The organism is Pseudomonas syringae pv. tagetis (assembly GCF_022557255.1).
Lineage (GTDB): Bacteria > Pseudomonadota > Gammaproteobacteria > Pseudomonadales > Pseudomonadaceae > Aquipseudomonas > Aquipseudomonas caricapapayae.
This window is the reverse complement of sequence record NZ_CP092923.1, coordinates 4,466,997-4,493,237: the sequence shown is the minus strand read 5'-3', so window position 1 is coordinate 4,493,237 and position 26,241 is coordinate 4,466,997. Positions and strand designations below refer to the sequence as shown.

At 57.9% G+C, this 26,241-nt stretch carries 23 protein-coding genes; 6 read left to right on the top strand and 17 right to left on the bottom strand.

What is annotated here, in order from left to right:
* The first annotated feature begins 3 nt into the window (after nucleotides 1-3).
* Together MME58_RS19940 and MME58_RS19935 are read left to right on the top strand one after the other, a co-directional pair.
* Entirely contained in the window at nucleotides 4-909 is a 906-nt protein-coding gene (locus tag MME58_RS19940; protein WP_054987205.1) for a flagellar protein MotY, read from the top strand.
* Between the two features lie 120 nt (nucleotides 910-1,029).
* A complete protein-coding gene (locus MME58_RS19935; RefSeq protein ID WP_003363593.1) occupies nucleotides 1,030-2,247 on the top strand; it encodes an argininosuccinate synthase in 1,218 nt (405 codons plus the stop codon).
* A gap of 575 nt (nucleotides 2,248-2,822) precedes the next feature.
* Here the strand turns inward: MME58_RS19935 and MME58_RS19930 are convergent.
* Nucleotides 2,823-3,347 carry a hypothetical protein gene (locus tag MME58_RS19930; protein ID WP_082427519.1) on the bottom strand — a complete coding sequence of 175 codons (525 nt, stop codon included), beginning with the start codon at nucleotides 3,345-3,347 and terminating at the stop codon, nucleotides 2,823-2,825.
* Nucleotides 3,348-4,590: 1,243 nt separating this feature from the next.
* Here MME58_RS19930 and MME58_RS19925 point away from each other — a divergent pair.
* Nucleotides 4,591-5,217: a response regulator transcription factor gene (locus MME58_RS19925; RefSeq protein WP_054987207.1), complete on the top strand. Its 627-nt coding sequence runs from the start codon at nucleotides 4,591-4,593 to the stop codon at nucleotides 5,215-5,217.
* 157 nt (nucleotides 5,218-5,374) lie between these two features.
* Here MME58_RS19925 and MME58_RS19920 read toward each other — a convergent pair whose 3' ends face one another.
* From MME58_RS19920 to metG, 4 genes are all read right to left on the bottom strand, one after another.
* Nucleotides 5,375-5,557, bottom strand: coding sequence for a PA3496 family putative envelope integrity protein (locus MME58_RS19920; RefSeq protein WP_054987208.1), 183 nt, complete (start codon nucleotides 5,555-5,557; stop codon nucleotides 5,375-5,377).
* A gap of 106 nt (nucleotides 5,558-5,663) precedes the next feature.
* A complete protein-coding gene (gene nth / locus MME58_RS19915) occupies nucleotides 5,664-6,302 on the bottom strand; it encodes an endonuclease III (RefSeq protein ID WP_054987209.1) in 639 nt (212 codons plus the stop codon).
* On the bottom strand, nucleotides 6,299-7,162 hold the full coding sequence (gene rsxB / locus MME58_RS19910) for an electron transport complex subunit RsxB (protein ID WP_054987210.1): 864 nt from the start codon (nucleotides 7,160-7,162) through the stop codon (nucleotides 6,299-6,301). Before rsxB ends, nth begins: the two co-directional genes overlap by 4 nt.
* A 128-nt stretch (nucleotides 7,163-7,290) precedes the next feature.
* The gene (gene metG / locus MME58_RS19905; protein ID WP_055006393.1) at nucleotides 7,291-9,336 is read right to left on the bottom strand and encodes a methionine--tRNA ligase; all 2,046 of its coding nucleotides are present in this window, start codon (nucleotides 9,334-9,336) and stop codon (nucleotides 7,291-7,293) included.
* Between the two features lie 184 nt (nucleotides 9,337-9,520).
* Here metG and apbC point away from each other — a divergent pair, with 184 nt between their 5' ends.
* Complete coding sequence (gene apbC / locus MME58_RS19900) at nucleotides 9,521-10,615, top strand: iron-sulfur cluster carrier protein ApbC (RefSeq protein WP_054987212.1); 1,095 nt, start codon at nucleotides 9,521-9,523, stop codon at nucleotides 10,613-10,615.
* A gap of 150 nt (nucleotides 10,616-10,765) precedes the next feature.
* Here apbC and MME58_RS19895 read toward each other — a convergent pair whose 3' ends face one another.
* Nucleotides 10,766-10,975 (bottom strand): cold-shock protein, encoded by a 210-nt coding sequence (locus MME58_RS19895; RefSeq protein ID WP_002554837.1) that lies wholly within the window; start codon nucleotides 10,973-10,975, stop codon nucleotides 10,766-10,768.
* Nucleotides 10,976-11,294: 319 nt separating this feature from the next.
* Between MME58_RS19895 and dcd the strand changes: the two genes are divergently transcribed.
* Both dcd and MME58_RS19885 read left to right on the top strand, forming a co-directional pair.
* On the top strand, nucleotides 11,295-11,861 hold the full coding sequence (gene dcd, locus MME58_RS19890) for a dCTP deaminase (protein ID WP_002554836.1): 567 nt from the start codon (nucleotides 11,295-11,297) through the stop codon (nucleotides 11,859-11,861).
* A 112-nt stretch (nucleotides 11,862-11,973) separates the two neighbouring features.
* Nucleotides 11,974-12,192 carry a hypothetical protein gene (locus tag MME58_RS19885; RefSeq protein ID WP_054987213.1) on the top strand — a complete coding sequence of 73 codons (219 nt, stop codon included), beginning with the start codon at nucleotides 11,974-11,976 and terminating at the stop codon, nucleotides 12,190-12,192.
* Between the two features lie 74 nt (nucleotides 12,193-12,266).
* Here MME58_RS19885 and pdeM read toward each other — a convergent pair whose 3' ends face one another.
* The 11 genes from pdeM to MME58_RS19830 all read right to left on the bottom strand — a co-directional run bounded on the left by pdeM (nucleotide 12,267) and on the right by MME58_RS19830 (nucleotide 26,200).
* Nucleotides 12,267-12,923 carry a ligase-associated DNA damage response endonuclease PdeM gene (gene pdeM, locus MME58_RS19880; protein WP_054987214.1) on the bottom strand — a complete coding sequence of 219 codons (657 nt, stop codon included), beginning with the start codon at nucleotides 12,921-12,923 and terminating at the stop codon, nucleotides 12,267-12,269.
* Nucleotides 12,920-15,412: a ligase-associated DNA damage response DEXH box helicase gene (locus MME58_RS19875; protein ID WP_055006392.1), complete on the bottom strand. Its 2,493-nt coding sequence runs from the start codon at nucleotides 15,410-15,412 to the stop codon at nucleotides 12,920-12,922. The genes pdeM and MME58_RS19875 overlap by 4 nt, the downstream gene beginning before the upstream one ends.
* 250 nt (nucleotides 15,413-15,662) lie before the next feature.
* On the bottom strand, nucleotides 15,663-16,427 hold the full coding sequence (locus MME58_RS19870) for an ABC transporter ATP-binding protein (RefSeq protein ID WP_017683457.1): 765 nt from the start codon (nucleotides 16,425-16,427) through the stop codon (nucleotides 15,663-15,665).
* Between the two features lie 9 nt (nucleotides 16,428-16,436).
* Nucleotides 16,437-17,555 carry a succinylglutamate desuccinylase/aspartoacylase family protein gene (locus MME58_RS19865; RefSeq protein ID WP_054987217.1) on the bottom strand — a complete coding sequence of 373 codons (1,119 nt, stop codon included), beginning with the start codon at nucleotides 17,553-17,555 and terminating at the stop codon, nucleotides 16,437-16,439.
* 12 nt (nucleotides 17,556-17,567) lie between these two features.
* Entirely contained in the window at nucleotides 17,568-18,278 is a 711-nt protein-coding gene (locus tag MME58_RS19860) for an ABC transporter permease (RefSeq protein ID WP_054987218.1), read from the bottom strand.
* Nucleotides 18,275-19,003 carry an ABC transporter permease gene (locus MME58_RS19855; RefSeq protein WP_054987219.1) on the bottom strand — a complete coding sequence of 243 codons (729 nt, stop codon included), beginning with the start codon at nucleotides 19,001-19,003 and terminating at the stop codon, nucleotides 18,275-18,277. The genes MME58_RS19860 and MME58_RS19855 overlap by 4 nt, the downstream gene beginning before the upstream one ends.
* An 80-nt stretch (nucleotides 19,004-19,083) precedes the next feature.
* Nucleotides 19,084-19,866, bottom strand: coding sequence for a transporter substrate-binding domain-containing protein (locus tag MME58_RS19850; RefSeq protein ID WP_054987220.1), 783 nt, complete (start codon nucleotides 19,864-19,866; stop codon nucleotides 19,084-19,086).
* Between the two features lie 342 nt (nucleotides 19,867-20,208).
* A complete protein-coding gene (locus tag MME58_RS19845) occupies nucleotides 20,209-21,918 on the bottom strand; it encodes an ATP-dependent DNA ligase (protein ID WP_054987221.1) in 1,710 nt (569 codons plus the stop codon).
* Nucleotides 21,915-22,961, bottom strand: a complete 1,047-nt coding sequence (locus MME58_RS19840) for a ligase-associated DNA damage response exonuclease (RefSeq protein WP_054987222.1) — start codon at nucleotides 22,959-22,961, stop codon at nucleotides 21,915-21,917. The genes MME58_RS19845 and MME58_RS19840 overlap by 4 nt, the downstream gene beginning before the upstream one ends.
* 291 nt (nucleotides 22,962-23,252) lie before the next feature.
* Nucleotides 23,253-25,727: a penicillin acylase family protein gene (locus MME58_RS19835; RefSeq protein ID WP_055006391.1), complete on the bottom strand. Its 2,475-nt coding sequence runs from the start codon at nucleotides 25,725-25,727 to the stop codon at nucleotides 23,253-23,255.
* A 266-nt stretch (nucleotides 25,728-25,993) separates the two neighbouring features.
* On the bottom strand, nucleotides 25,994-26,200 hold the full coding sequence (locus MME58_RS19830) for an SEC-C metal-binding domain-containing protein (RefSeq protein WP_082427514.1): 207 nt from the start codon (nucleotides 26,198-26,200) through the stop codon (nucleotides 25,994-25,996).
* Between the last annotated feature and the right edge of the window lie 41 nt (nucleotides 26,201-26,241).

The window sequence follows — 26,241 nt, the reverse complement described above, 5'->3', positions numbered from 1 at the left end:
CCCGTGCGCCAGCGATATTTAGCCTTGCTCAGCATGTTTGCCAGCCTCCCGGCGATGGCTATCAGTTTCCAGACACGTCTGGAGAGCATCGAGTGGAAGGTCGAAGGCGATCAGTTCGAATGCCGCCTGACTCAGCCGATCACCGACTTCGGTGCCGGTGAGTTCGTGCGCCGGGCGGGTGAGCAGGCGACGTTTCGCCTCAAGGCTTCATACAACGTGCTGGGCAACGGTTCCGCGACCCTGCTGGCCGCTGCGGCGCCCTGGCAACCGGGGCGCGGTGATATCAACCTGGGATCGGTGCGCGTCAGCAATGGCGACATACCCTTCAATACCTCCCAGGCCCAGGCTGGTCGTCTGATCAGTGGCCTGATGGACGGACGCAGCCCGCTCATTCGCCACTACACCCGTGACGGCGGTCAGATGGAAGTGCGCTTGCTGCCAGTCAAGTTCAGCAAGGCGTTCAGCGATTACCAGGCGTGTACGGCCAAGCTGCTGCCAATGAACTTCGATCAGATCAAACAGGCCGAAGTAGGGTTTCCCGGTGGCGGGATCGAACTGGATGCCCGTGCCAAAGCGCGTCTGGACAACATGGTGGCCTACTTAAAGGCCGACCCGACCGTGAATCGTATCGAGCTGGACGGCCATTCGGACAACAGTGGCAATCGTCTTACCAACCGTGACCTGTCCCGCCGCCGTGCGCTGGCGGTCATGGATTATCTCAAGGCTCAGGGCGTACCCGAGCAGCAAATCACCCTGCGTTTTCACGGTGAACGCTACCCGCTGGTGCCTAACACCAATGAAGCCAATCGTGCACGCAATCGCCGTGTGAATGTACATCTGGAGCGTGTTGCGCCCGATGAACGTCCGGTGCCGGTAGCCTCTTCGGCCAGCGCAGCACATACATCCTGAGACCCGCACACGGCTCCGGTTAAACGTCGCCTCGTCGTCACAAGCTGTCGCGCCCCTGTAAATTTACTGGTTTGAACGGTAGAATCAGCGGTTTTCCGTACAACCCGGTGGAGTGATGGCATGGCGGACGTAAACAAGGTAGTTCTCGCGTATTCCGGTGGCCTGGATACTTCGGTAATCCTCAAGTGGCTGCAAGATACGTACAACTGCGAAGTGGTGACCTTTACCGCTGACCTGGGTCAGGGTGAAGAAGTCGAGCCGGCACGCGCCAAGGCTCAGGCCATGGGCGTGAAAGAAATCTACATCGATGACCTGCGCGAAGAGTTCGTGCGTGATTTCGTGTTCCCGATGTTCCGTGCCAACACCGTCTATGAAGGCGAGTACCTGTTGGGTACTTCCATCGCTCGCCCGTTGATCGCCAAGCGTCTGATCGAGATCGCCAACGAAACCGGCGCTGACGCCATTTCTCATGGCGCAACCGGCAAGGGCAATGATCAGGTGCGTTTCGAGCTGGGTGCCTACGCGCTCAAGCCAGGCGTCAAGGTCATTGCGCCATGGCGTGAATGGGACTTGCTGTCGCGTGAAAAGCTGATGGATTACGCCGAGAAGCACAACATTCCGATCGAGCGTCACGGCAAGAAGAAATCCCCGTACTCGATGGATGCCAACCTGTTGCACATCTCCTATGAAGGCGGCGTGCTGGAAGACACCTGGACCGAGCATGAGGAAGACATGTGGCGCTGGACCAAGTCCCCGGAGGACGCGCCAAACGTTGCGACTTATCTTGAACTGACCTATCGCAACGGCGACATCGTTGCGCTGGACGGCGTCGAAATGACGCCAGCCACCGTGCTGGCGACGCTGAACCGTATCGGCGGCGAAAACGGTATCGGACGTCTGGATATCGTCGAAAACCGTTACGTGGGTATGAAGTCCCGTGGCTGCTACGAGACCCCGGGTGGCACCATCATGCTGCGTGCTCACCGCGCCATCGAATCGATCACCCTGGACCGTGAAGTCGCCCACCTCAAGGACGAACTCATGGCCAAATACGCCAGCCTGATCTACACCGGCTACTGGTGGAGCCCTGAGCGTCTGATGCTGCAGCAGATGATCGACGCGTCCCAGGTTCATGTAAACGGTGTTGTACGTCTGAAGTTGTACAAGGGCAATGTGATCGTCACCGGCCGCAAATCGGATGATTCGCTGTTCGATGCCAATATCGCCACCTTCGAAGATGACGCAGGTGCCTACGATCAGGCCGATGCGGCTGGCTTTATCAAGCTCAATGCGCTGCGCATGCGTATTGCTGCGAACAAAGGCCGCAAGCTGTTCTGATCCCGCCGGGTGTTAGAGAAGTGCAGCCTTTGCCGGGCTGCACTTCAAATGCCTGAAGGCCCGTCATGCGTTTCACGCACAACAGTATCTGCGTTCAATAACGCGCTTTTTTCATCTGAAGCTGCCTTGGGGGCGTCTTGTTCTCTGGCGTACCTGAACCCGAAGGTATCGAGGCCGGGTTCACGCACTTCAGGCTGGCTTCTACCGTGAGGCAGTAGCGTTACATTAATGTCTTCAGCCTCTTCTCAAGTTAACGTTGCCTGACAAGTTGCTCACCCTTCTCAAGTGTTCGAGTCGGTCCTGTGGGAGGCTCATTGCGCTTCAGTGGGTATAGTGCTCTTTGATATCGACAGCGTATTTTCCTCGGTGGGCTATATAAGAGAGACGTTGCTCAGTGAATGTAATCATGTACTTGCCGTTTTCCGACAGCGTGTTCCCTTTGCCCAGTACGAGCCTATGTAAGAAGCCTGTCGCTGTTTTGGTTTTTCTCCTACAGCGTCCGTAGAAGTTAAAAGAGGGCGATCAGGCGCTCCCGGGTCAGCTGAGTTCTCTTGCGCCGCCGCCAAGGCAGTGTTTCAGCGTGTATCCTCCCGATGCTGCCTGAACTCGAATCGATAGGCCTTGCCGATGTTCCATACCTGGCTGATGCTCAGGTCGAGTACCTGGGCAATCTCGGCTACGGTATAGCCCAGCGCCGAATAATGCATGGCGTGACCTGCAACCACGTCGTCGACATCCGTGCTGTCATGACGGGCCTCTCTCTTGGTGGTGAGCACGGGCTGGCTGAAATTGACCCTTACTCCGTTCTCCGTAGCCAGTTGGCGAACGTCTTTTTTATTCATGCGCAATGAGTACTGCAGTGCTGTAAAACCTGCACCCTTGGCGGCCAGGTACTTCAGCTGTTCTACCTTCCCGGCGTATTCAAGCCTGGGGTCCGTGGCGGGTACAGTATCAGTAGAGAGAGGCTGGGATGCTCCGGCTGTCTTGCCATCGGGTATTACTGCAATAACACCGCCTTTGGCAACAAACGTTTCCACGGCAGTGATCAACTCAGAGGCGGTGGGTGTCGATGAACGCGTGCGCGCGTGTTTAGTGTTCATTATGTGTCCCTTTTTGAACATGGTTATACACAGGGTCCATTCAAAAGAGTTGCCAGGCACTCAAAGAGTTTATGTGATGATCGCGGTGCCCGAATTCATTCGCTGCGCGTGATACACGGAGTCCGGTAAGCGCCTGATACCGCGCACACGCGCATTACGTATTGATGAGGTTTCATAGGGCTGCACATCTTTAAAGTGCAGTAAGTCATGAAGTTGCTGTTAAAAAAGTAACGACTGGTAATAAGATTTGCAAGTGAAAAATGGAAGGCCGCAGGAATTGGTTTTGCGATTTTTATAAAGTCTTACATGTTTTTATATTGCTTCCCTGAATCCTGTAGTACGTTTCCTGTTTGATTGCTTGTGTCTGGATTTGAAATAAAAAATGGTATTTGCTACTTGTCGAAAGAGCCTTTATGGTCTTGAATGATGTAGGGTTATGCTATGGTGTGTGTAAGATTTTGCGACAGATGAGGGACGAAGGCTTGATGTTTGAAGGTGTGTCGATGGCAGTCCATAACGAAGTCGCCTGTTGAGGTGGCAACTCTTGGTTGTAGGACTTTTCTTTAGTGTGTGTAAGGATTTTCCTTAAATAAATATTTGTACGAAATTCTGTTTTCTATGTGTAATTTTTAATCCCTGTGTACGTATGTATGTGTGGTTTTTATTCACTGGCATCCGTTAATGCATCGGGCGGGAAGCGGAGCGGTAACGCCTCGTATAAAGGGTGTGATGCCTTTCTGCGCAGCATGTCGATGTGTGAGCATGAAGGCGAAAAGCAACGAAAATTTATGGCAGTGCTGCTTTTTTCCGTGATTACAGGTTGCGGCCTGCCTTCAAATGATTCAGGCGATGGATTTCCGTTTGATTTGCTGGCTATGAGCCATGTTTTGGGGCGTCTTGTGACACCGGTGCGGAAGTAGTTCGGCAATACTTTCAGCACCTGCGGGAAGGTCTTTTTGAGCGTAAAAGTTCGGCGGGGCCTTGCTGCATGCATTTACCGACTAGCGCTTTGATGCTTGTGCTACAGCTGCCAGCAACAAAAAACATCAGTTTCCGAAAAGGAAGGCTCTATGAGAATTAATAAAAATTTTACGTTCGTGCCGAGTTTTGTAGGAAGTTTCTGCTGTAATTGTAGGAGTGGTCTTTGGCTGCCGATCCACAAGGGTAAGCGCCATGCAAAGCAGTAAACGACTAAGTTATTGTGCTGGCTCTGAAAATTCGAATAGCGAAAAATGGACTGCCCATGAATAAAGTGCTGATCGTGGATGATCATCCCGTCATTCGCCTTGCTGTACGCATGCTGATGCAACGTCATGGTTATGAGGTCGTTGCGGAGACTGACAACGGTGTGGATGCGTTGCAACTGGCTCGTGAGCACCTCCCTGATATCGTCATCCTTGATATTGGCATCCCCAAGCTCGACGGGCTGGAGGTCATTGCCCGTCTGTCAGCCATGACATTGCCGTTCAAGGTTCTGATTCTGACTTCTCAGGCACCGGGTCATTTTTCCATGCGCTGCATGCAAGCGGGTGCCGCCGGATATGTGTGCAAGCAGCAGGACCTGACCGAGCTGCTCAGTGCTATCAAGGCGGTATTGTCAGGGTACAGCTACTTTCCCAACCAGGCGCTGCACACCGTCAGGTCCAGCATGGGGAACGCAAGCGAGTCGGACATGGTTGACCGGCTGTCCGGCAGGGAGATGATGGTTCTGCAACAACTTGCCAGAGGCAAGACCAACAAGGAAATTGCAGACGGTATGTTTCTCAGCAACAAGACCGTCAGTACCTATAAAACGCGTTTGCTGCTCAAGCTCAACGCGCACTCGCTGGTTGATCTGATTGAGCTTGCCCAGCGTAACGGACTTGTCTGAATAACAGGTGGATTTGAAAGGGCAGGTGCGTGATGTGCATTTGTGTCGGGCGGGCCTCCAGCAGTCATTTCATGCACTGAAGCCTCTTATGCGAGAGGCTTCAACTATCTGAACGATGCGATAGGCAGAGGGATGCCGGTTGAGGCGTTGTGTCTGTCTAGAAGTCGAAGTCGTAGTCGGCCAGCTGCTTTTGCAGGCGTCGCTCTTCAAGCAGATTGTCGATGGTGCGTCGTTTGCTCAGATTGGTCTTTGCCGGCTCGATGGTCGCTGGTTCGGTCTCATCCGGTTCGACGGAGACAAGGTCATCGTCCACGTCCAGTTGCTCGTTGTCAGTGCTCATGAAGTCGACTCCAGGGCTTGGGCTCTCTGGCGCTTCTTATATCGACAATCCACAAGCGGGTAAAAAAGATTTTTTCAATCGACCCGGTGGCAACTCCCTGTCCGGCTCAATCGTCAGACGTTTTTTCCTTGTAATCGCACAGGTCTTCTATACGGCAACTGCCGCATCGCGGCTTGCGTGCCTGGCAAACGTAGCGCCCGTGCAGGATCAACCAGTGATGTGCGTCAAGCAGATAGTTTTTCGGCACGAACTTCATCAATTGTTTTTCCACTTCCACCACATTTTTTCCTGGCGCGATTCCCGTACGGTTGCTGACGCGGAAGATATGGGTGTCCACGGCCATCGCGATCTGGCGAAAAGCTGTATTGAGCACAACGTTGGCAGTCTTGCGTCCCACACCTGGCAAGGCTTCGAGTGCTTCCCGGGTCTCTGGTACTTCGCCGTTATGTAATTCCACCAGCAACCGGCAGGTCTCGATCACGTTTTTGGCTTTGCTGTTATAGAGACCGATTGTCTTGATGTATTCCGACAGACCTTCGACGCCCAGGTCGTATATGGCCTGTGGCGTATTGGCAACCGGATACAGCCTTGCCGTAGCCTTGTTGACGCTCACATCAGTGGCCTGAGCGGAGAGGATGACCGCTATCAACAGCTCAAAAGGCGTTGTATAGGCCAGTTCGGTTTTGGGGTCCGGATTGTCCTCATGCAGCCTGCGAAAGATTTCCTGACGTTTTGCGGCATTCATGGGCAGAACTTTTCCTCGGAATGAGCCTTTACGGGCGTTGTCACAAGCGCTGCGAGTGCCTGTTCGGCTGCCTCGTATTCGTGCTGCAACTCCACAAGTCTGGCGGCCTGTTCCGCAATCGGAGGATGACCGAACGCCTTGAGCGACTTGTTAAGCTGCGCGCGGCTCATGGCCACGGCAATACGGGCTTTTTTCAAGGCCTCGTCTGGCGCGGCAGGCTTGTCTTTCCTGAAAGATTCAGGCGCAGACTCGCTGCCGGATTCGACGCGTTGCGACCGCGCGAGACGCTCGGCCAGGCGCGTCTGTTGTTCGCGGTGCAGGCGTGCATTGCGCGCTTCAAAACGCAGCCTGGCATGAGTGCGCTTGCGCAGACGAGCTTTTTGCAGTTCAGGCGTGGGTGCCAGGCCACCTACGATGGGTACAGCAGTCGCCAATGGCAGAGGATGCATTTCAATGCAGTCCACCGGACACGGCGCAACGCACAGATCACAGCCTGTGCATTCATCGACAATGACGGTGTGCATCAGCTTCGCCGCGCCGATAATGGCATCCACAGGACAGGCCTGAATGCATTTGGTGCAACCAATGCACTCTGCTTCGCGAATGAAAGCCACTTGCGCAGGCGCTGCACCGCGTTCGATATCAAGCGTCAGAACCGGAACAGAAAGCAGTTCGGCCAACCTGGCTATTGTTTCGTCGCCGCCCGGTGGGCATTTGTTGATGGCTTCACCGCCAGCAATACCCTCTGCGTAGGGCTTGCAGCCGGAGTGGCCGCACTTGCCACATTGAGTTTGCGGCAGGAGGGCGTCGATACTGCGGATCAGGTCCACGCCGGGAAGCAGGCGAATCAATTCAGTCATGATCTTGCCAGTTGACCAACAGGTATTCTGTCTATCGAGAGCGCTGCATTATCGGACAGATCAGGGGAGCTTGCGAATAGCAAAGGCCGGGTATCCGCCTGATGACAGGATACCGGGCCTTTCGCGGGTTACTTGATGCGTTGGCCTGGCTTGGCGCCAGCGTCCGGGCTAAGCAGATAGATCTCTTCACCGCCAGGACCTGCCGCCATCACCATGCCTTCAGAAATGCCGAAGCGCATTTTTCGTGGTTTGAGGTTGGCGATCATCATGGTCAGACGGCCCTCGAGCTCGGACGGGTTCGGATAGGCGCTCTTGATGCCGGAAAATACGTTGCGCTGCTCGTCGCCGATGTCCAGGGTCAGGCGCAGCAGCTTGTCGGCACCTTCCACATGCTCGGCCTTGAGGATCAGCGCGACGCGCAGGTCTACTGCGGCAAACGTATCAAAGTCGATTTCCGCCGACAGCGGGTCTTTGGCCAGCTCGCCATTACCGGCAGGTGCGGTGTCTGCTGTCTCGGTAGCGGTCAGGTCTTCCTTGGACGCAGTGGCCATGGCCTCTACCTTCAACGGATCGATCCGGGTCATCAGGGCCGAGAACGGATTGAGCTGATGATTGGCCAGCAAGGTCTTGTGGTCTTCCCAGGTCAAGGGCGCGACGTTGAGGAATTTCTCTGCATCGGCAGCCAGGTTCGGCAATACCGGTTTGAGGAAAATGACCAGTTGGCGGAACAGGTTGATACCCAGCGCACAGACTGCCTGGACTTCATCCTGTTTGCCTTCCTGTTTGGCCAGCGCCCAGGGTGCCTTTTCCGCAATGTAGGCATTGGCGCGATCTGCCAGCGCCATTGTCTCGCGCATGGCGCGGGCGAAGTCTCGGGCTTCGTAGGCGTCGGCAATGCTCGGTGCTGCAGCCAGAAACGCATCGGTCAGCTCTGGCGCTGCGTTGGTGTCCACCATCACGCCAGCGTTGCCCTTGTGAATGAACCCCGCGCAACGGCTGGCAATGTTCACTACCTTGCCGATCAGATCGGAATTGACCTTTTGTACGAAGTCTTCAAGGTTCAGGTCCAGATCGTCGACGCCACGACCCAGCTTGGACGCATAGTAATAGCGCAGGTACTCGGGCGGCAGGTGATCCAGGTAGGTGCGCGCCTTGATGAAGGTGCCGCGCGATTTCGACATCTTCTGGCCGTTGACGGTCAGGTAGCCGTGCACATTGATAGCAGTCGGCGTACGCAACGCTGCGCCTTCCAGCATGGCGGGCCAGAACAGGGCATGGAAGTTGACGATATCCTTGCCGATGAAGTGATAGAGCTCTGTGGTCGCTCCCTTTTCCCAGTACGCGTCGAAGTCCAGATCCGGACGGCGCGCGCACAGGTTCTTGAAGCTGGCCATGTAGCCGATCGGTGCATCCAGCCATACGTAAAAGTATTTGCCCGGTTCGTCGGGGATTTCAAAGCCGAAGTACGGCGCATCGCGGGAGATGTCCCACTGCTGAAGGCCGCTGTCCAGCCATTCGGCGATCTTGTTGGCGACGGCGTCCTGCAACGTGCCGCTGCGCGTCCAGCTCTTGAGCATTGCGTCGAACGCGGGCAGATCGAAGAAGAAGTGCTTCGAATCCTTGAGGACCGGAGTGGCACCCGAAATCGCCGATTTGGGGTCTTTCAGGTCTGTCGGGGCGTAGGTTGCGCCACACTTTTCACAGTTGTCGCCGTACTGGTCCTCGGCCGCACATTTCGGGCAGGTGCCCTTGATGAAGCGGTCGGCCAGAAACATATTCTTTTCCGGGTCGAAATACTGGGTGACCGAACGCGTCGCGATATGACCTGCATCGCGCAGGCGCGTGTAGATCATGCTCGACAGCTCACGGTTTTCGTCCGAGTGCGTCGAGTGGAAGTTGTCGAAGTCGACCAGAAAATCGGTAAAGTCGGCGCTGTGCTCGGCCTTGACGTTGGCGATCAGTTGCTCTGGCGTAATGCCTTCCTTTTCAGCGCGCAGCATGATTGCCGAGCCGTGAGCGTCGTCCGCGCAGACATAGATGCATTGATTGCCGCGGTGCTTCTGAAAGCGCACCCACATGTCGGTCTGGATGTACTCGAGCATGTGGCCAAGGTGAATGGAACCATTGGCATAGGGCAGGGCGCTGGTAACGAGAATCTTGCGTGGCTCGGACATGGGGCTCGGCTACTTGAAGTGAAACGGAGACCGGCCACTATAAAGGTCTGCACAACTTTTTTCACCCGTGCGGTTGTGGGAATACTCTTGAGCAGTCGGGCATTGCTCAGTGAAATCATGCCGGCTGCTGGCAGAACAGGTACGATAGCCGGCTGTTCCAGTCAGTCTTTTACGGAGTAAGCCCATGAGCGCAGTCAATCGCGCAGCGGTGGAGACGATTCTTCGCCAGTACACCGACCCCTACCTGAATCAGGATCCGGTCACTGCCGGTTGCGTCCGGTCCATCGATATTCAGGGCGCGCAGGTCAGCGTGCAACTCGAATTGGGCTACGCCGCCGACCTGTTCAGGAACGGCTGGGCGCAGGTGCTTAAAACTGCCATCGAGAATCTCGACGGGGTCAGTTCGGCCACGGTTGCCGTTAAAAGCGTGATCGGCGCGCACAAGGCTCAGAGCCAGATTCCCGGCCTCGCTAATGTGAAAAACATCGTGGCTGTGGCGTCGGGCAAGGGCGGTGTCGGCAAATCCACCACTGCGGCCAATCTGGCACTGGCGTTGTCTCGCGAAGGCGCACGGGTCGGTATTCTCGATGCGGATATTTATGGGCCGAGTCAGGGCGTTATGTTCGGTATTGCCGAAGGTACACGGCCGAAGATCAAGGATCAGAAGTGGTTTGTGCCGATCGAGGCTCACGGCATCGACGTGATGTCGATGGCCTTTCTGACCGATGACAATACGCCGATGGTCTGGCGCGGGCCGATGGTGTCGGGGGCGCTGCTGCAACTGGTCACTCAGACTGCTTGGAACGATCTGGACTATCTGGTTATCGACATGCCGCCTGGCACGGGCGATATCCAGTTGACGCTGGCACAGAAGGTTCCGGTTGCAGGTGCTGTCATTGTCACTACGCCTCAGGATCTGGCGCTGCTGGATGCGAAGAAAGGTGTCGAGATGTTCCGCAAGGTCAACATTCCGGTGCTGGGCGTTGTGGAAAACATGGCAGTGCATATCTGTTCCAACTGCGGTCATGCCGAGCATCTGTTCGGTGAAGGCGGCGGCGAGAAGCTGGCATCGCAGTACGATGTCGAGCTGCTGGCTTCGTTGCCGTTGTCGATGCTGATTCGCGAACAGGCAGATGGCGGCAAGCCTACGGCGATTGCCGAGCCGGAAAGTCAGATTGCGATGGTGTATCAGGAGCTGGCAAGGCACGTTGGTGCGCGAATTGTCTTGCAGGAAGCTGCAAGCCCGGCGATGCCGACCATTTCTGTAAGTGACGACTGACGGTATAGCGATCATATCGAGGGGAGACGAGCGGGCGGCTTCCCTCTCGCTGGCGTGATGCGTAGCGAACGCTCAGCAGGATGTGATCAAAACACAGGCGATAAAAAACCCCGCTTTTGAGAGCGGGGTTTTTAAGCGAATCAGTACAAGTTAGATAACTTGAACTTCTTCAGCTTGCATGCCTTTCTGACCGCGGGTAGCGATGAAAGAAACCTGTTGGCCTTCTTTCAGGCTTTTGAAGCCGTCGGATTGGATAGCTTTGAAGTGCACGAACAGGTCGTCACCGGATTGTGGAGTGATGAAGCCGAAGCCTTTTTCATCGTTGAACCACTTAACGGTACCAGTTTGGCGATTGGACATAGTATATCTCCTTGGACAAAGTTAACTGCGGCGTAGGAAGAGCCCTGGCCGAGACTGAGTGCAAAGAGCTGGAAAATTCATGGAGATGGTTGGATCGAAATTCAACATCGTGTAGAGATTCTCAGTGACACAAGCAACACAGTGACGCCACCTTAACCCTTTTTTCCGAACGTGCCAATGGTCTGTTGATGATTATTTCCATTCGCAGCGAAAGAGCATTGCCCGTCACGCCAACTCGCTATCGGTTGCCTTTGAACCGTCGGCCCCGGCCCGGTAAGATGCCGGTTATCTTTTTTACCTCGCTATTCAGGACACCGCCATGAGCATCAAATCGGACAAGTGGATTCGCCGCATGGCGCAGGAACACGGGATGATCGAGCCCTTCGTCGAGCGCCAGGTACGTGGTGAAGGTGCTGATCGGGTGATCTCCTTCGGCGTATCCAGCTACGGCTACGACGTGCGTTGCGCCGACGAATTCAAGGTGTTCACCAACATCAATTCGGCCACGGTCGACCCGAAAAACTTCGATGAAAAAAGCTTTGTCGATATCAAGAGCGACGTGTGCATCATTCCTCCCAACTCGTTCGCACTGGCGCGCACCGTCGAATATTTCCGAATTCCGCGTAACGTGCTGACCATCTGCCTGGGCAAAAGCACCTACGCGCGCTGTGGCATCATCGTCAACGTCACGCCGCTTGAGCCGGAATGGGAAGGCCATGTGACGCTGGAGTTTTCCAACACCACGACATTGCCGGCCAAGATCTACGCCAATGAAGGCGTGGCACAGATGCTGTTCCTTGAGTCCGACGAGGAATGTGAAGTGTCCTACAAGGATCGAGGCGGCAAATACCAGGGCCAGCGTGGTGTCACCCTGCCGCGCACCTGATTTGCAGGTCAGGTGATTAGTGGGATTGAATTAATACTCTATTTCGCACTCTATCTGCTCACATGCTTTCGCATAATCATTACCTGCGACGGCCTTTGATCTGGAGTGCCCTATGATGACTACTTTCAAAATCTCTGAACAGGTTCAATCTCCGCTTAACGAGATCGGGTTGCTCGCCTGGTCATTGATGGCCCACTCGGACCTGCTTCCCGAATTGAATATGGTCGGCGGCGGGATTCCGGGTCACCCATCACCTGACGTAGCTGAGCCGCCTGTCGAGCCCGGCATTCCGACCGTACCGGACGAGCCACCACCTGCCCCTGTTGCCTGACTTGTAAACGCCTGCTTCCATTCACAGGAAGCGGGCGTGTTCATGCCCGTGTCTCACGGCCAGACGTTGTGCGGCTAGACGACCCGCCACACTGCGTCCCCACCTGTCACATAGACAGAACTACCCTCCGTTGGCTCAATTCGAAACCCGCCCGTAAATTCGCCGAACGCTGGCAGCAGACTGATGCGCTGACCCAGGTAGAAACAGGCCAGCCGCAGGCTTTGCCGGCCACGCCCGTGCAGCCGATACACCGGGTGAACGTGACCGGCCAGTACGTGCAGATCAGGGTGTGGATCGGGTTCGTGCTGGAGGGCAAATGGGCCCAGTTTCAAGGGCTCCGGGACCACATCGATGTCCAGATAAGCCGGAGGATCGCCTGCCCGCTTGTCGTGATTGCCGCGGATCAGGGTGATGCGCAGCTTCGGGCGTTCTGTCCGCCATTGCTCCAGTGCCGCCAGCGTCCCCACTGCATGCGATTCCGGCGCGTGGAGAAAGTCGCCCAGAAAGATCATATGATCACAGGAATAGGCATTTAATAAGCTGTCGAGTCGTCGCAGATTGGCCTGCGTGGTGCCGTGTGGCACCGGCTGGCCAAGCTTGCGATAGGCAGCGGCCTTGCCGAAGTGCGCATCGGCAATCAGCAAAGACCGTTCGGCGGGATAGTAGATGGCCTTGTCGGCCAGCAACCAAAGTTCTTCTCCCGCCAGCGTGACAGCCTGGTGCGGCTTCATTGTTCATGCTCCGGGCCTGCGGCCTTCTCCAGATCGCGGACCATGCGCGCAATGCGGTCGGCGAGTTTTTCCGAACTGAGACTTTCGCGAAAGCGTTCGACCAGTAATGGAAAGGCCAGCGGGGTCGCGCGCTTTATCGCGTGCAGGTCCAGCGTGCGGCTGTTGATCTGGCGCAACGTCAGTTCCAGGCGTTGCAGGTCCAGCTCCTGGCGCAACACCTCCTGCTCGGCTTGAGTCAGCAGCATGTTGTCAGCGTCGTATTGCTTGAACACCTCGAAGAATAGCCCGCTGGATGCCTGCAGTTGCCGATTGCTTTTCGCCGCACCGGGGTAGCCGGAAAACACCAGCCCGGAGATACGGGCAATTTCGCGAAAGCGCCGCAGGGCCAGTTCGCCTGCATTCAGGCTGGCAATAATGTCAGCTAGCAGGTCGGTTTCGCTGAACAGCTCGGCGCGTAACGCCTGAGCCCAGTCAATCTCGCTGGCGCTGAGCAGCTCCAGGCCGTAATCGTTGACGGCGATGGAGAAAGTCAGCGGCCGATGCCGGCTCAAGCGCCAAGCCAGCAGGCTACCCAGCCCCAGATGCACGTGACGGCCGGCGAAGGGATAGAGGAACAGGTGCCAGCCTTCGCGGGACTTAAGGGTTTCAGCCAGCAGCGTGTCACGTCGCGGCAACCCTGACCACTGCTGCTGGACTTCCAGCAACGGTTTGATCGCTTGCATTTCCAGGCTATTGAATTCACCCCGCGCCGCAGCGTCGAACTTCTCCACCACTGCGTCCGCCAGTTCGCTGGACAAGGGCATTCGCCCACCGTTCCAGCGTGGTACGGCGGCTTTCTTGCCCGTGGCCCGCTTGACATAGGCCGTCATGTTTTCCACCCGGACCAGCTCCAGCAAACGCCCGCCGAACAGAAAGCCGTCACCGGGTTTGAGTCGGGCGATAAAACCCTCTTCGACACTGCCAAGCGAGCCGCCACCGCCGCCTTTTTTCCAGTATTTCAGGTTGACCGTGGCTTCGCTGACGATGGTGCCGACACTCATGCGATGTCGTCTGGCGAGGCGTGCATCGGGAACACGCCAGACACCCTGTTCGTCCGGCTCGGCACGGCGGTAATCGGGGTAGGCGGTCAGCGAGTGGCCACCGTTACGCACGAAAGCCAGTGCCCACTGCCACTGCTCGTCGCTGAGGTAACGGTAGGCCCAGGCGCTGCGCACCTCGGTCAGTAACTCATCGGGCAGGAAGCCACCGCCCAGCGCGATACTGACCAGATGCTGGACCAGCACGTCCAGCGGCTGAGAGGGTGATTCACGCGGCTCGATCATCCGTGCTTCTACGGCGTCGTGGGCGGCAGCGGCTTCGACCAGTTCCAGGCTATGCGTCGGCACCAGCGTGACACGCGAAGGGCGTCCAGGTGCGTGCCCGGAGCGCCCCGCGCGCTGCATCAAACGTGCGACGCCTTTGGGCGAGCCGATCTGCAGAACGCGCTCGACCGGCAGAAAGTCCACGCCCAAGTCCAGGCTGGATGTGCACACCACCGCTTTCAGCGCGCCTTCTTTCAATGCACGTTCAACCCAGTCGCGTACCTCTCGGGCCAGCGACCCATGATGCAGGGCAATCAGACCGGCCCAGTCGGGACGTGCCTCCAGCAGCGCCTGATACCAGATTTCCGATTGTGCACGCGTGTTGGTGAACACCAGGCAACTGGCGCTGCTCTCCACTTCGGCTACGACCTGCGGCAACATGCGCAGGCCCATGTGCCCGGCCCATGGAAAGCGTTCAATGGCGGGCGGCAGGAGCGTATCGACTTGCAGATCCTTGACGATTTTGCCTTGCACCGTCACACCGCTTTCGCCGATCAGCACTTGCTGTGCGTGTTGCTGATTTCCAAGCGTTGCCGATATGCCCCACACGATCAGTTGCGGGTTCCAGCGCCTCAAGCGTGCCAGAGCAAGTTGCAACTGAACCCCACGCTTGTTGCCGATCAGTTCATGCCACTCGTCCACCACCACCATGTTCAGCGTCGATAACGCGACCTGCGCGTCGGCACGGGTCAGCAGCAGCGTCAGGCTTTCGGGGGTAGTGATCAATGTGGAGGGCAGCCGCCGGCTCTGGCGGGCACGTTCACTGCCGCTGGTATCGCCGGTGCGCAAGCCTACCGACCACGGAATATCCAGCTCTGCCAACGGCGCTTCAAGCGCGCGAGCGGTATCGGCGGCCAGGGCGCGCATGGGCGTGATCCACAGCACGCTCAACGGAGCAGCGGGCGGTTTGCGTTTGCGGGGCTTGTCGTCGGCGACAGGCGTATTGGCTTTGGCAAAGCGATTAAGTGCAGCAAACCATACCGCATAGGTTTTGCCCGCGCCGGTGCTGGCGTGCAGCAGGCCGGACTCGCCCTTTTTGACTGCTGCCCAGACCTCCTTCTGGAAAGCGAACGGCTTCCAGCCCCGGGCGAGAAACCATCGTCGAGCGAAATCGGTGGGTCTGCTCATCCGTTTGCGTGTGCTCTGAGGGGGGGGTTAAGTCAGAGACAGCGGAGAAAGGGTAATAGTTTTAAATGGTTATGTGGCCGGAACAACTCTCGTGCCGATGCTCCGCGTCGACACGCAGTTCTGGACGTTCTGCGTTCTTTTATAACGCGCAGCGTCGTGAAACGCATTCCCACGCTGGAGCGTGGGGACGATAGTCACGTATATTTCAGTTCCGGTTACTGGGCATTTGCGGCTTCATACACAAAAACCGCTACTTCAGATTGCCGCTCAAAAACTGCTGCAAGCGCTCGCTTTTAGGGTTGTTGAGCACCTCGTCCGGATGGCCGGATTCTTCGATCTGGCCCTGGTGCAGGAACACCACCTGACTTGCAACCTTGCGCGCAAAGCCCATCTCGTGGGTGACCAGAATCATGGTCCGACCTTCTTCGGCCAGGCCCTGAATGACCTTCAGCACTTCACCGACCAGTTCCGGGTCCAGCGCCGAAGTCGGTTCGTCGAACAGCATGATTTCCGGCTCCATCGCCAGCGCCCGTGCAATCGCCACGCGCTGTTGCTGGCCGCCGGAGAGGAATGCCGGGTACTGATCGGCAACGCGTTCCGGCAGCCCGACTTTTTCCAGGTACTTGCGCGCGCGAGCCTCGGCTTCGGCCTTGGGAACGCCCAGTACCCGGCGCGGTGCCATGGTGATGTTTTCCAGCACGGTCATGTGCGCCCACAGGTTGAAGTGCTGAAACACCATCGCCAGGCGCGTGCGGATGCGCTGCAACTCGTCCGGGTCGGCAACACGCATCCCGTCCTTGTCGCTGACCATGCGCACTTGCTTGCCATCCAGGCTCATCGCGCCGTCATTGGGCTGTTCGAGAAAATTGATGCAGCGCAGAAAGGTACTCTTGCCGGAGCCGCTGGCACCGATCAGGCAGATCACGTCACCGCTGCTGGCCTTGAGCGATACGCCTTTGAGCACTTTGTTGTCGCCATAGCTTTTGTGCAGGCCATCGATGGTCAGTTTGTACATGACAGGTCCTCAAGGAGAAAGTAGATAGCCGCTGCGATAGGCCCGGGTGCCGGCGATGTGCGCAATGACCATGCCGGCAGTCGCCATGCGGCGCAGCGAGCGCGCATACAGCAGGCCCGCATTCAAGGCATGGATACCGGTAACGGTGTCGCTGATCGGGTCGATGACCTCTGCAATCAGCTGGCCGGCTTCGACGTGCTCACCGGGCATTGCGCAGAACACCAGCAGGCCGCCGACCGGCGTCGCCAGCGGCTCGACGGCAGCCAGTGGCGTAGCGGGGTAGAGCAGTTCAGGGAGTGGCTGTCGCTCACCGTCGATGATGCCGGCATCGATCAGGTAATGAATGATTGCCTGACAGTCGCGGCTGGCGAGAGCATGGTTTACATCGCCTTGCCCACGCAGTTCCAGTGTCACCGAGAAGCTTCCCATGGGGATCGGAAAGCGCTGACCGAAGCGTTGCTGCAACTGCCACCAGACCAGCGTGAAGCATTCATCGAACGACTGTCCGCCCGAGTCGGTCGCCAGCAGGTTGGCTTGCGCACCCAGATAGCGCGACAGCGGCTCGACTTTCGGCCAGGCTTCGGGCGTGGTGTACACGTGCTCTACCGACTCGAAATCACAGTGCAGGTCCAGCACCATGTCGGCGTCGCAAGCCAGGCGTTGCAGGGTCAGGCGCAGCGATTGCAACTGGGTGGTCGCGGCCAGGCTATTCAACGCCGCCAGCAGGCTATCACGCACCAGAGAACGGTTTTGTTCAGCATCGGCAGTCAGCCGGGCTTCGATATCATCGCCCACTTGAGTGCCGAGGTCGCTGAACCAGCGGTTGAAGTTTTGTCCGCTTTCCAGCTCGTAGCGGCCCAGCGGCGTGTCCATCAGGACCTGCTCCAGACCGATCGGGTTGGCGACTGGCACTACGACGATTTCACCCAGCAGGCGACCGGCACTTTCCAGCTCGGCCAGACGTTGCTTCAGATACCAGGCAACCAGCATGCCTGGCAGTTCGTCGGCATGCAGCGATGCCTGGATATAGACTTTGCCGGAACCACTCTGCGGGCCGTAATGAAAGCTGTGGATTTGCCGGCCCGTGCCGGGCACCGGCGACAGCAAGTCGTGTGTGAGATGGCGCATGTTCAGTCCTGATTAATGGGCCGGGCCGAGAAAGGCCAGCCAGCGGCGTTCGGCAAGGCGGAAAAGTCCGACCAGAATGAACGTCACGGTCAGGTACATGACGGCGGCGATACCGAAGGACTGGAACGTCATGAAGGTGGCCGAGTTGGCATCCCGCGCCACTTTCAGTATGTCCGGCACCGTGGCGGTGAAGGCCACAGTGGTGGAGTGCAACATCAGAATCACTTCATTGCTGTAATACGGCAGCGAACGTCGCAGCACCGACGGCATGATCACGTAGGCGTACAGCTTCCAGCCAGTCAGGCCGTAGGCTTTGGCCGCCTCTACTTCACCGTGGGCCATGCTGCGGATGGCACCGGCAAAGATTTCTGTGGTGTAGGCGCAGGTGTTCAGGGTGAAGGCCAGGATCGTGCAGTTCATCGCATCGCGAAAGAACGCGTCAAGCATGGGCTGTTCACGCACCGCAGCGATGCTGTAAATACCGGTGTAGCAGATCAGCAACTGTATATAGAGGGGCGTACCGCGAAACAGGTAGGTGTAAAGCTGCACCGGCCAGCGCACCCAGCGGTTTTTCGACACCCGCGCAATCGACAGCGGGATCGACACGCAGAAGCCGATGGCGATGGAGGCACTGAGCAGCCACATGGTCATGGCCAGACCGGTGACATTGACGCCATCCGTATAAAGGAAGGGTTTCCAGTATTCCTGCAGCAGTTCGATCATCGCTGTGCCTCCCGGCTGCCTGCGGCGTAATGCCGTTCAGCCCAACGCAGGGCGAAATTCGAAGCGCTGGTGATGAGCAGGTAGATCAATGCCGCCAGTACCAGAAAGTAAAACAGTTGGTAGGTGCTCTTGCCGGCGTCCTGCGAGGCCTTGACCAGATCGGCCAGACCGATGATGGAGACCAGCGCGGTCGCCTTGAGCAGCACCTGCCAGTTATTGCCGATACCCGGAAGTGCGTAACGCATCATTTGCGGAAACACGACGTAACGAAACCGCTGGCCGCGTTTCAGTCCATATGCGGTCGCCGCTTCTATCTGACCGCGAGGCACCGACAGAATCGCACCGCGAAATGTCTCGGTGAAGTAAGCGCCGTAGATGAAGCCCAAAGTGATGACGCCTGCGCCGAACGGGTTGATTTCGATGTATTCCCATTCCATGGCGTCGGTCAGCATGGTCAGCCAGGTTTGCAGGCTGTAGAAAATCAGCAGCATCAACACCAAGTCCGGTACGCCCCGGATCAGTGTGGTGTAAATCTGTGCCGGCACGCGCAGCAGCGCCGAGCTCGACAGTTTGGCGCTGGCCCCGACCAACCCGAGCAAAATGCTCAGAGCCAGCGACAGCACAGCCAGTTTGATGGTCATCCAGGTGCCTTCCAGCAACAGCGGGCCAAAGCCCTTCAGGCTGAACGCCGAGAGTCCCAGGTTTTGCATGAGTGCATCGAGCATGGATAGGCCTTGCGTTCAAAAACAGGGACGCCCATGGATTGGGCGGCGAATCATCGCCGAAATCGATGGGCGTCGGGGTGTTATTTGCCGCTGTACAGGTTCAGATCGCCAAAATGCTTTTTCTGGATTTCAGCATAGGTGCCGTCATCGTGCAGCGCCTTGATACCTTTATCCAGAAGCGCTTTCAGCTCTTTGTTGCCCTTGGCGATGCCGATGGCGGTCTTGGCTGGCAGCAGAGGGCTTTCGATGGGCTGGCTGACTTCGTAATCAGCACCTGCAGGCGACTTCAGGAAACCCAGCTCGGCTTGCAGCATGTCCTGAATCGAAGCGTCCAGACGACCGGACGTCAGGTCAGCGTAAACCTGATCCTGATTGGCGTAGGCCTTGGTGGTCACACCGGCCTTGTCCAGTACGGCCTTGGCGTAGGCTTCCTGAATGGTGCCTTGCTCATAGCCTACGGTTTTGCCCTTCAGGCTGGCCGGGTCAGCGCTAAAGGCTGCGCCTTTTTTGAACACCAGAGAGGTCGGGCCGGAGAACAGTTCATTGGAGAAGTCGATGACTTTTTCACGAGCAGGGGTCACGGTCATCGAAGAGATCACGCCGTCGAACTTGCGTGCCTTGAGGCCAGGGATCATGCCGTCGAAATCGCTTTCAACCCATTTGCAGGTGACTTTCAACTCTTTGCAGATCGCGTTGCCCAGATCGATATCGAAACCGACCAGGCTGCCGTCGGCGGCTTTGGATTCAAACGGCGCATAGGATGGATCAACGCCGAAGCGCAGTTCCTTGTATTCCTTGGCCATCGAGTTACCGGCGGCGAGGCACAGAGCCAGTGCAGAAAGAGTCAGCCATGCTTTTTTCATTGTTCAGTCCTTAAAACCTTAAATGGGGCATTGGGATCACGCGAAGCTTGCTACCGGCGAGTGCCAGACTGGCAGAAGGTAGCAATTTCCGAACCAGAGCGATGAACGTGCGTTTGAAATGTAAGGCGTTGTCGCTATTTCGTATAAACGGCTGGCAATCTGCCGCCTTGGCGCGTTTATGAACAGAATGTTTTGCTTTAAGGCAAAAGCCACGCTGCGTTCAGCCTTGGGCGAGCGGCAGATTGGTAACGAAAGAAGCACTCTCAAGCGGGCAACAGCGCGTTTTCAGAATGAAGTGTTTCAAAATGGTGCGCGTGAATCCGGGCGCCCTTTTATAGGGCGTCAGTTCAGCAGGTCCTGTAACGTCGCCAGGCTGTCAGCTTCGGCGACCGGTTTGTCCTGTCGCCAGCGCAGCATGCGCGGGAAACGCACCGCAATACCGCTCTTGTGGCGCTTGGACAGAGCGATGCCCTCGAAGCCCAACTCAAACACCAGCGTCGGCGTGACACTGCTGACCGGGCCGAACTTTTCCACAGTAGTTTTCCGAACGATGGCGTCGACCTTGCGCATTTCCTCATCGGTCAGCCCCGAGTAGGCTTTGGCAAACGGTACCAGTGTGCGCTCACTGGCCTCGGGCGGGCCGTCCCACACCGCAAATGTGTAATCGCTGTACAAGCTGGCACGTCGTCCGTGACCGCGTTGCGCGTAGATCAGCACGGCATCGACACTGAAGGGATCGATTTTCCATTTCCACCATACGCCCATGTCCTTGGTGCGCCCGACGCCGTAGAGCGAGTCGCGAGCCTTGAGCATCATGCCCTCGACGCCCAGGCTGCGAGAGGCCTCGCGCTGGGCTGCCAGATCGAGCCAATCCTTGCCGGTAAGCACCGGGGAGGGCATCAGCACCTCGCTTCGGCAGCTTTCAATCAACGCCTCCAGTTGCGAGCGGCGCTGGTATTGCGGACGACTGCGCCAGTCATCGCCCTGCCATTCGAGCAAGTCATAAGCCAGCACCACCACGGGCACATCGGCGAGGATCTTCTTGCCCAGGGTCTTGCGGCCGATCCTTTGTTGCAGCAGGGCGAATGGCTGGACAGAAGGTGCCGACGCAGGGGCATCACCGTTCAATTTCAATGCAAATTCCGCGCTGCCGTCAGGGACGGGATCGGGGGCTTTCCAGACTACGATTTCGCCATCGATCACCGTGCCGTCGGGCAGGCACTGCACCAGGTTGTGCAGCTCGGGGAAACGGTCGGTCACCAGTTCCTCGCCGCGGGACCAGATCCACAAGCGTCCGTCACGTTTGACCAGTTGCGCACGAATACCGTCCCACTTCCATTCCACTTGCCAGTTCTCGGCCGACCCGAGCAAATCCTCGAACTGATCGGCAGGCTGCTGCAAGGAGTGAGCAAGAAAAAAGGGGTAGGGTTGGCCACCACGTTGTGCATGCTCATCTTCGGATTCGGGCGCAATGAGTTTCAAATAGCGTTCAGCGCTGGGCCGATGCGACAGGTCGGTATAACCGACCAGCCGCTGCGCGACACGCTTGCTGTCGATGTCCGCCAATGCAGCCAGTGCGCGGGTAACCAGCAGTTTCGACACGCCGACCCGGAAGCTGCCGGTGATCAGCTTGATGCAGACCATCAGGCTGCTGCGGTCCAGTTGCGACCAGAACATCGGCAAGCGTGCGGCCAGGTCTTCAGGCGGCATACCGCGCAACGGCAGCAGTTTGTCTTCCATCCAGGTGGCCAGACCTTCTTCATTGTTGTGGTCGGCCTGAGGCAACAACAGCGACAACGTCTCCGCCAGGTCGCCGACGGCCTGATAGCTTTCTTCGAACAGCCACTCGGGCAGCTGTGCGAGGGTCATTGCCTGTTCGCGTAATACGCGGGTCGGCACCAACTGCCGTGGGCGTCCACCGGACAGGAAATACACCGCCCAGGCCGCGTCCTCTGCCGGTGCCTTTTCGAAATAGTCGCGCATTGCGGCCAGTTTGGCGTTGCTTGACGTGGTGGCGTCCAGCCGAGCGTAGAGTTCCGCGAAGGCTTTCATGACTGAGCCTCGCCCGTTGCCGCCGCCTCAGGCTCGGCGGTTGCCGGGTTGGTATCCTCTTCATCGCCGTACTCGGTGCTGAAGCCCTGAGCGTCCAAGCCCAGTTCGCGCAGATAACGCACCAGTATCCCGACCGAACCGTGGGTCACCATGACCCGTTCGGCACCGGTCTGCTCGATCGCCCACAGTAAGCCCGGCCAGTCAGCGTGATCGGACAGCACAAAGCCCCGATCCACACCACGCCGACGTCTTGTGCCGCGCAGCATCATCCAGCCGCTGGCGAAGGCATCGCTGTACTCGCCGAAGCGTTTCATCCAGCTGCTGCCTCCTGCCGACGGCGGGGCGAGGATCAGCGCCTGGCGCAAGGCCGGGTCGGTCTTCTTGAAGTCACCCGCGTATTGGGTTTCCGGGATACGGATGCCGCCTTCGCGATACACACGGTTCAGCGGTTCGACGGCACCGTGGACCAGAATCGGTCCGATCTGGGAGTCGATGCCGTGCAAAATGCGCTGAGCCTTGCCGAACGAATAAGCGAATAGCACGCTGGCCTTGCCTTGGGCCGCATTGGCGCGCCACCACTGGTTGATGCCTTCGAAAATCTGCGACTGCGGAGCCCAGCGGTAGATCGGCAGGCCGAAGGTCGACTCGGTAATAAAGGTGTGGCAGCGCACAGGCTCGAAGGCCGCGCAGGTGCCATCCGGCTCCACTTTGTAATCTCCGGAAGCAACCCAGACTTCGCCTTCGTATTCGAGCCGCACCTGTGCGGACCCCAATACGTGTCCAGCCGGGTGCAGACTGAGTTTTACCCCGTGATGGGTAATGGTTTCGCCGTATTCGAGGGTCTGCAGGTTGATGTCCTGCCCGAGGCGCGAGCGAAGAATCCCTTCGCCACTGGCGGCCGACAGATAATGCTGATTGCCCGTACGGGCGTGGTCGCCATGGGCGTGGGTGATCACTGCCCGTTCGACTGGACGCCATGGATCGATATAGAAATCACCGGGGGGGCAGTACAAACCTTCGGGGCGGGCAACGACAAGATCCATGGGGTAACCGTATGGATGGGCTTGTTAGCTATGAGCCGGTGCGAGTCTGGAAGTTCGGGGAGTTTGCGCGTGCGCTACCGGGCACGAGGCGCGAGAGCATTATCCAGAACACTTATCGTCCAACGTTAGGGGGTCATACCAGAACGTAGGAACGATAGGCGTTCGGGAGCATGTTCCGCGTGGGTAGGCCCGCTGGAGCGAGCGGAACGATAGGTGTCCGGAAGAACACTATCGTGCCCATGCTTCGCGTGCGTATGCCGTTCTGGACGCTCCGCGTCCGGTTTTCGGCGCTTACTTGCCCGGCGTGAGTGTCAGGCGTTGCTTACCGTAACCTTTTTCGTAGTTTTGCTGTTGCAGCGGGATCGACATGTATTGACCTTTCTGCCATGGCTCGATGCTGTTGGCGTAATACGGGCTGGCCGGGTTGCCTGACTGGCCAGTGCTGATCATGCCGGTCATGGGTTCAACGAGGCTGAAGTCGACGATCATACGCAGCGCCGGGGCAATGCGTGCATCGAAACCTTTGCCCCATTCGAAACCGGACACGTTCAGTGTGGTGTGATCACCGCCTGCTGGTGTGGCGCCACGGTTGAACTCGCCGCCACCCAACTGCCGGGCGAGCGGACTGGTCGAGGTCCAGTTGTCACGGTGCAGCTTGCCCCATTGCCAGGCCTTGTGGTCGCTGCCCAGCAGGCTGTCGCCGCTGGTAATGGCAGCTGCCAGACTGCGCGCCAGAATGGCCGGCTTGTCTTCTTTCTGCGGGGTCTTGAGGTCATCCCAGTAAGGGCTGTCATCACGGCCCAGCAAATGATCGGCTTGCGGCGAATACGATGAGTTGGCGTTGGCAACCAGCGCCTGCCAGGCAGGGCTGGTTTCCGGCCCCAGCTCATCAAGGAAAATCTGCCTGGCGCTTTCCTGCAGAAACAGCTCGTACAACGCAGCATCAGCCGAGGTTGCACTGAGCTTGCCGTCGAACGCCATCAGGCGAGTGAACGCTTCGCGGGCCTTGTTGCGCTCGGCTTCCGGCAAGGCATCGATAGCCTGCTTGAGTGGTGTGCTCATGCCTGGTGCCTGGAGCATGGTCTTGAGTTTGGCGGCAAACGTCGTGGTCTGATCGTATTGCATGGCGACGGTGCTGCGCAGGTCTTGTTTGCCACCATTGGCCAGTTCGGCGATGCGCTCGGCACGCTCCGGATAGCCCCACGAGTTGGAGAGCTGCATGCCGTAGCCTTTCGGAATCGTGCGCTGGTTGGCGGCCGCGAGCCAGCCCTGGCGTGGGTCCTGATCATAGGGATGGAGCATCGAGTCGGCGAAACCGTCCCAATCGTACTTGCCATCCCAACCCGGCGAAGGCAGCAGGCCCTGGCCTTCACGGCGATTCGGGAAGCGGCCGGTGACCTGCCAGCCAATGTTCGAAGCATCAGCGAAGATCATGTTCAGGGTGATCGCACGAATTTCGCGACTGGTGTCGAAGGCCTTCTCGACATTAGGCGCGCGGGACAGATCGAAGAACGCGTCCAGGCTCTTGTCGTCCTTGAAACTCGGAACTTGCAGCGCCAGGCTCAAGCCATTGCCCGGTGGTGTTGCGGATGCGTTGAGCAGCGCGCCATGCCGGGTCTCGTAAACGGTTTCGCGAAGCGGACTGCCACCCTTGACCAGAAAGGTCTCCTGATGGGCGGTTGCCGGCAGCCATTTGCCGTCTGCCATATAAGAGACGCGATTGCCTTCGCGTTTGATCTTCTCCAGAAACAGGTCCTGGTTATCGCCCTTGACGTTGCTCATGCTCCACGCCAGCTTGCCGTTGAAACCACTCAGAACCAGCGGCAGACCTGCGATGGATACACCGGACACCTGATATTTCGGTGCGCGGATCTGTACGAAGCTCCAGGCGGAGCCGGGGCCGCCAGGCAGCTGCATGTCGCTGGCCAGAAGGCTCTTGCCGCTTCGGCTGCGTTGTGGCGCGATGGCCCAGTTGCTTGAAGCCACAACGCCAAGCATGTTCAGGTCCGAAAGCTGCAAGGCGATCTTGTTCAGATCGCTCAGGCCGGTGACCTGATTGTTCAGGTTCAGGCCCTTGAGCTTGTCGGCTTCGGCAAATGGCAACTCTTCGTCGGGGTAGGTGGGCAGCAGCCAAGCGAGCTTGTCCGCCCCGACTTTCTGCGCCAGTACCAGCGCCGACAGTTCTTCCTGGAGATTCACCGACAGGCTGAAATTGAGCAGGCTGAAGATCAGTGCCGAGTCTTCCGGCTTCCAGTACTCCGGCTTGTAACCCGAGTTGGCGACATCGGCGGGCAGCTTGTCGCGGTAACGGAACAGGTAAGCGTTCACGCCACGGGCATAGACATCGAAGAACCGTTTCAAACGAGGGGAGGCGGCGTTATATAAATCGCTGGCGTTCTGCTTGAGATTGACCGAGCGCATCAGGCGGTCGACTTCCAGTGCATCCGCGCCGGCCATTTCCGACAGACGGCCTTGCGCCAGCAGGCGCATGCCGAGCATCTGGCCTATTCGATCTCCCGCATGCACATAGCCCAGAGTGAACAGGGCGTCGTGGTAGCTGCTGCTTTCTATCAGCGGCATGCCCATGTTGTTGCGCCGCACAGAAACGTTCTGCGCCAGCCCTTTGAGCGGGAAAGTCCCGGAAGCAGGCAATACGGTCTCGGGATCACCGCCGCCCAACTGACAGCCAGCGAGGCTCAGGAAACTTGCCGCAGCGGCGGCAGCGCCGAATCGGGGTAGAAAATGACGAAGGGCTGGCGAGGCCATGGGCAAGCTCCTGGAGGGGTAACGTACAAAAGTCGCTACGTTAGAGAGCAGGCAGTCATCGCGCAAGCGGGGAGGGCGAGTTTATTTCAGGATTTTGCAGAGCTGGCCAGACGCCGTTCGCTCCTTATAGGTGTAACCTCGCAGCAGGTGGCGCTTGGCGTTACATCGCAGCCGGGGCCATTTGCCTCCGACCGTCCCTTGAAAGCGTGCAGCATGCTCAAATGAAAACGGCCTGCAAGGCAGACCGTCTGTAGAACGCACAGGCTTTACGCGCCGTGGCACTTCTTGAATTTCTTGTCGCTACCGCACGGGCAAGGATCGTTGCGACCTACATCTTTCAGGGTGTTGCGCACCGGTTCCTGGTGGGCATGCCCGCAGTTCGGACCGTGCACATGGCCATGCTGGTGGTCGTGATGATTGTGGTCATGGTCGTGGTTGCAATCGGGGCCATGAACATGGGCTTGCTGGTTCATCGGGTTTACTCCGCAATTAAATCTGGCGCGCATTATCCCGC

Coding starts and splice junctions, on each gene's coding strand:
- MME58_RS19865 (WP_054987217.1), bottom strand. CDS start 17,555: ATGCGCCATCTCACACACGACTTGCTGTCGCCGGTGCCCGGCACGGGC.
- MME58_RS19920 (WP_054987208.1), bottom strand. CDS start 5,557: ATGAGCACTGACAACGAGCAACTGGACGTGGACGATGACCTTGTCTCC.
- MME58_RS19930 (WP_082427519.1), bottom strand. CDS start 3,347: ATGAACACTAAACACGCGCGCACGCGTTCATCGACACCCACCGCCTCT.
- MME58_RS19855 (WP_054987219.1), bottom strand. CDS start 19,003: ATGCTCGATGCACTCATGCAAAACCTGGGACTCTCGGCGTTCAGCCTG.
- MME58_RS19935 (WP_003363593.1), top strand. CDS start 1,030: ATGGCGGACGTAAACAAGGTAGTTCTCGCGTATTCCGGTGGCCTGGAT.
- MME58_RS19885 (WP_054987213.1), top strand. CDS start 11,974: ATGATGACTACTTTCAAAATCTCTGAACAGGTTCAATCTCCGCTTAAC.
- pdeM (WP_054987214.1), bottom strand. CDS start 12,923: ATGAAGCCGCACCAGGCTGTCACGCTGGCGGGAGAAGAACTTTGGTTG.
- MME58_RS19830 (WP_082427514.1), bottom strand. CDS start 26,200: ATGAACCAGCAAGCCCATGTTCATGGCCCCGATTGCAACCACGACCAT.
- nth (WP_054987209.1), bottom strand. CDS start 6,302: ATGAATGCCGCAAAACGTCAGGAAATCTTTCGCAGGCTGCATGAGGAC.
- MME58_RS19860 (WP_054987218.1), bottom strand. CDS start 18,278: ATGATCGAACTGCTGCAGGAATACTGGAAACCCTTCCTTTATACGGAT.
- rsxB (WP_054987210.1), bottom strand. CDS start 7,162: ATGACTGAATTGATTCGCCTGCTTCCCGGCGTGGACCTGATCCGCAGT.
- apbC (WP_054987212.1), top strand. CDS start 9,521: ATGAGCGCAGTCAATCGCGCAGCGGTGGAGACGATTCTTCGCCAGTAC.
- MME58_RS19870 (WP_017683457.1), bottom strand. CDS start 16,427: ATGTACAAACTGACCATCGATGGCCTGCACAAAAGCTATGGCGACAAC.
- MME58_RS19835 (WP_055006391.1), bottom strand. CDS start 25,727: ATGGCCTCGCCAGCCCTTCGTCATTTTCTACCCCGATTCGGCGCTGCC.
- MME58_RS19895 (WP_002554837.1), bottom strand. CDS start 10,975: ATGTCCAATCGCCAAACTGGTACCGTTAAGTGGTTCAACGATGAAAAA.
- metG (WP_055006393.1), bottom strand. CDS start 9,336: ATGTCCGAGCCACGCAAGATTCTCGTTACCAGCGCCCTGCCCTATGCC.
- MME58_RS19845 (WP_054987221.1), bottom strand. CDS start 21,918: ATGAAAGCCTTCGCGGAACTCTACGCTCGGCTGGACGCCACCACGTCA.
- MME58_RS19925 (WP_054987207.1), top strand. CDS start 4,591: ATGAATAAAGTGCTGATCGTGGATGATCATCCCGTCATTCGCCTTGCT.
- MME58_RS19875 (WP_055006392.1), bottom strand. CDS start 15,412: ATGAGCAGACCCACCGATTTCGCTCGACGATGGTTTCTCGCCCGGGGC.
- MME58_RS19850 (WP_054987220.1), bottom strand. CDS start 19,866: ATGAAAAAAGCATGGCTGACTCTTTCTGCACTGGCTCTGTGCCTCGCC.
- MME58_RS19840 (WP_054987222.1), bottom strand. CDS start 22,961: ATGGATCTTGTCGTTGCCCGCCCCGAAGGTTTGTACTGCCCCCCCGGT.
- dcd (WP_002554836.1), top strand. CDS start 11,295: ATGAGCATCAAATCGGACAAGTGGATTCGCCGCATGGCGCAGGAACAC.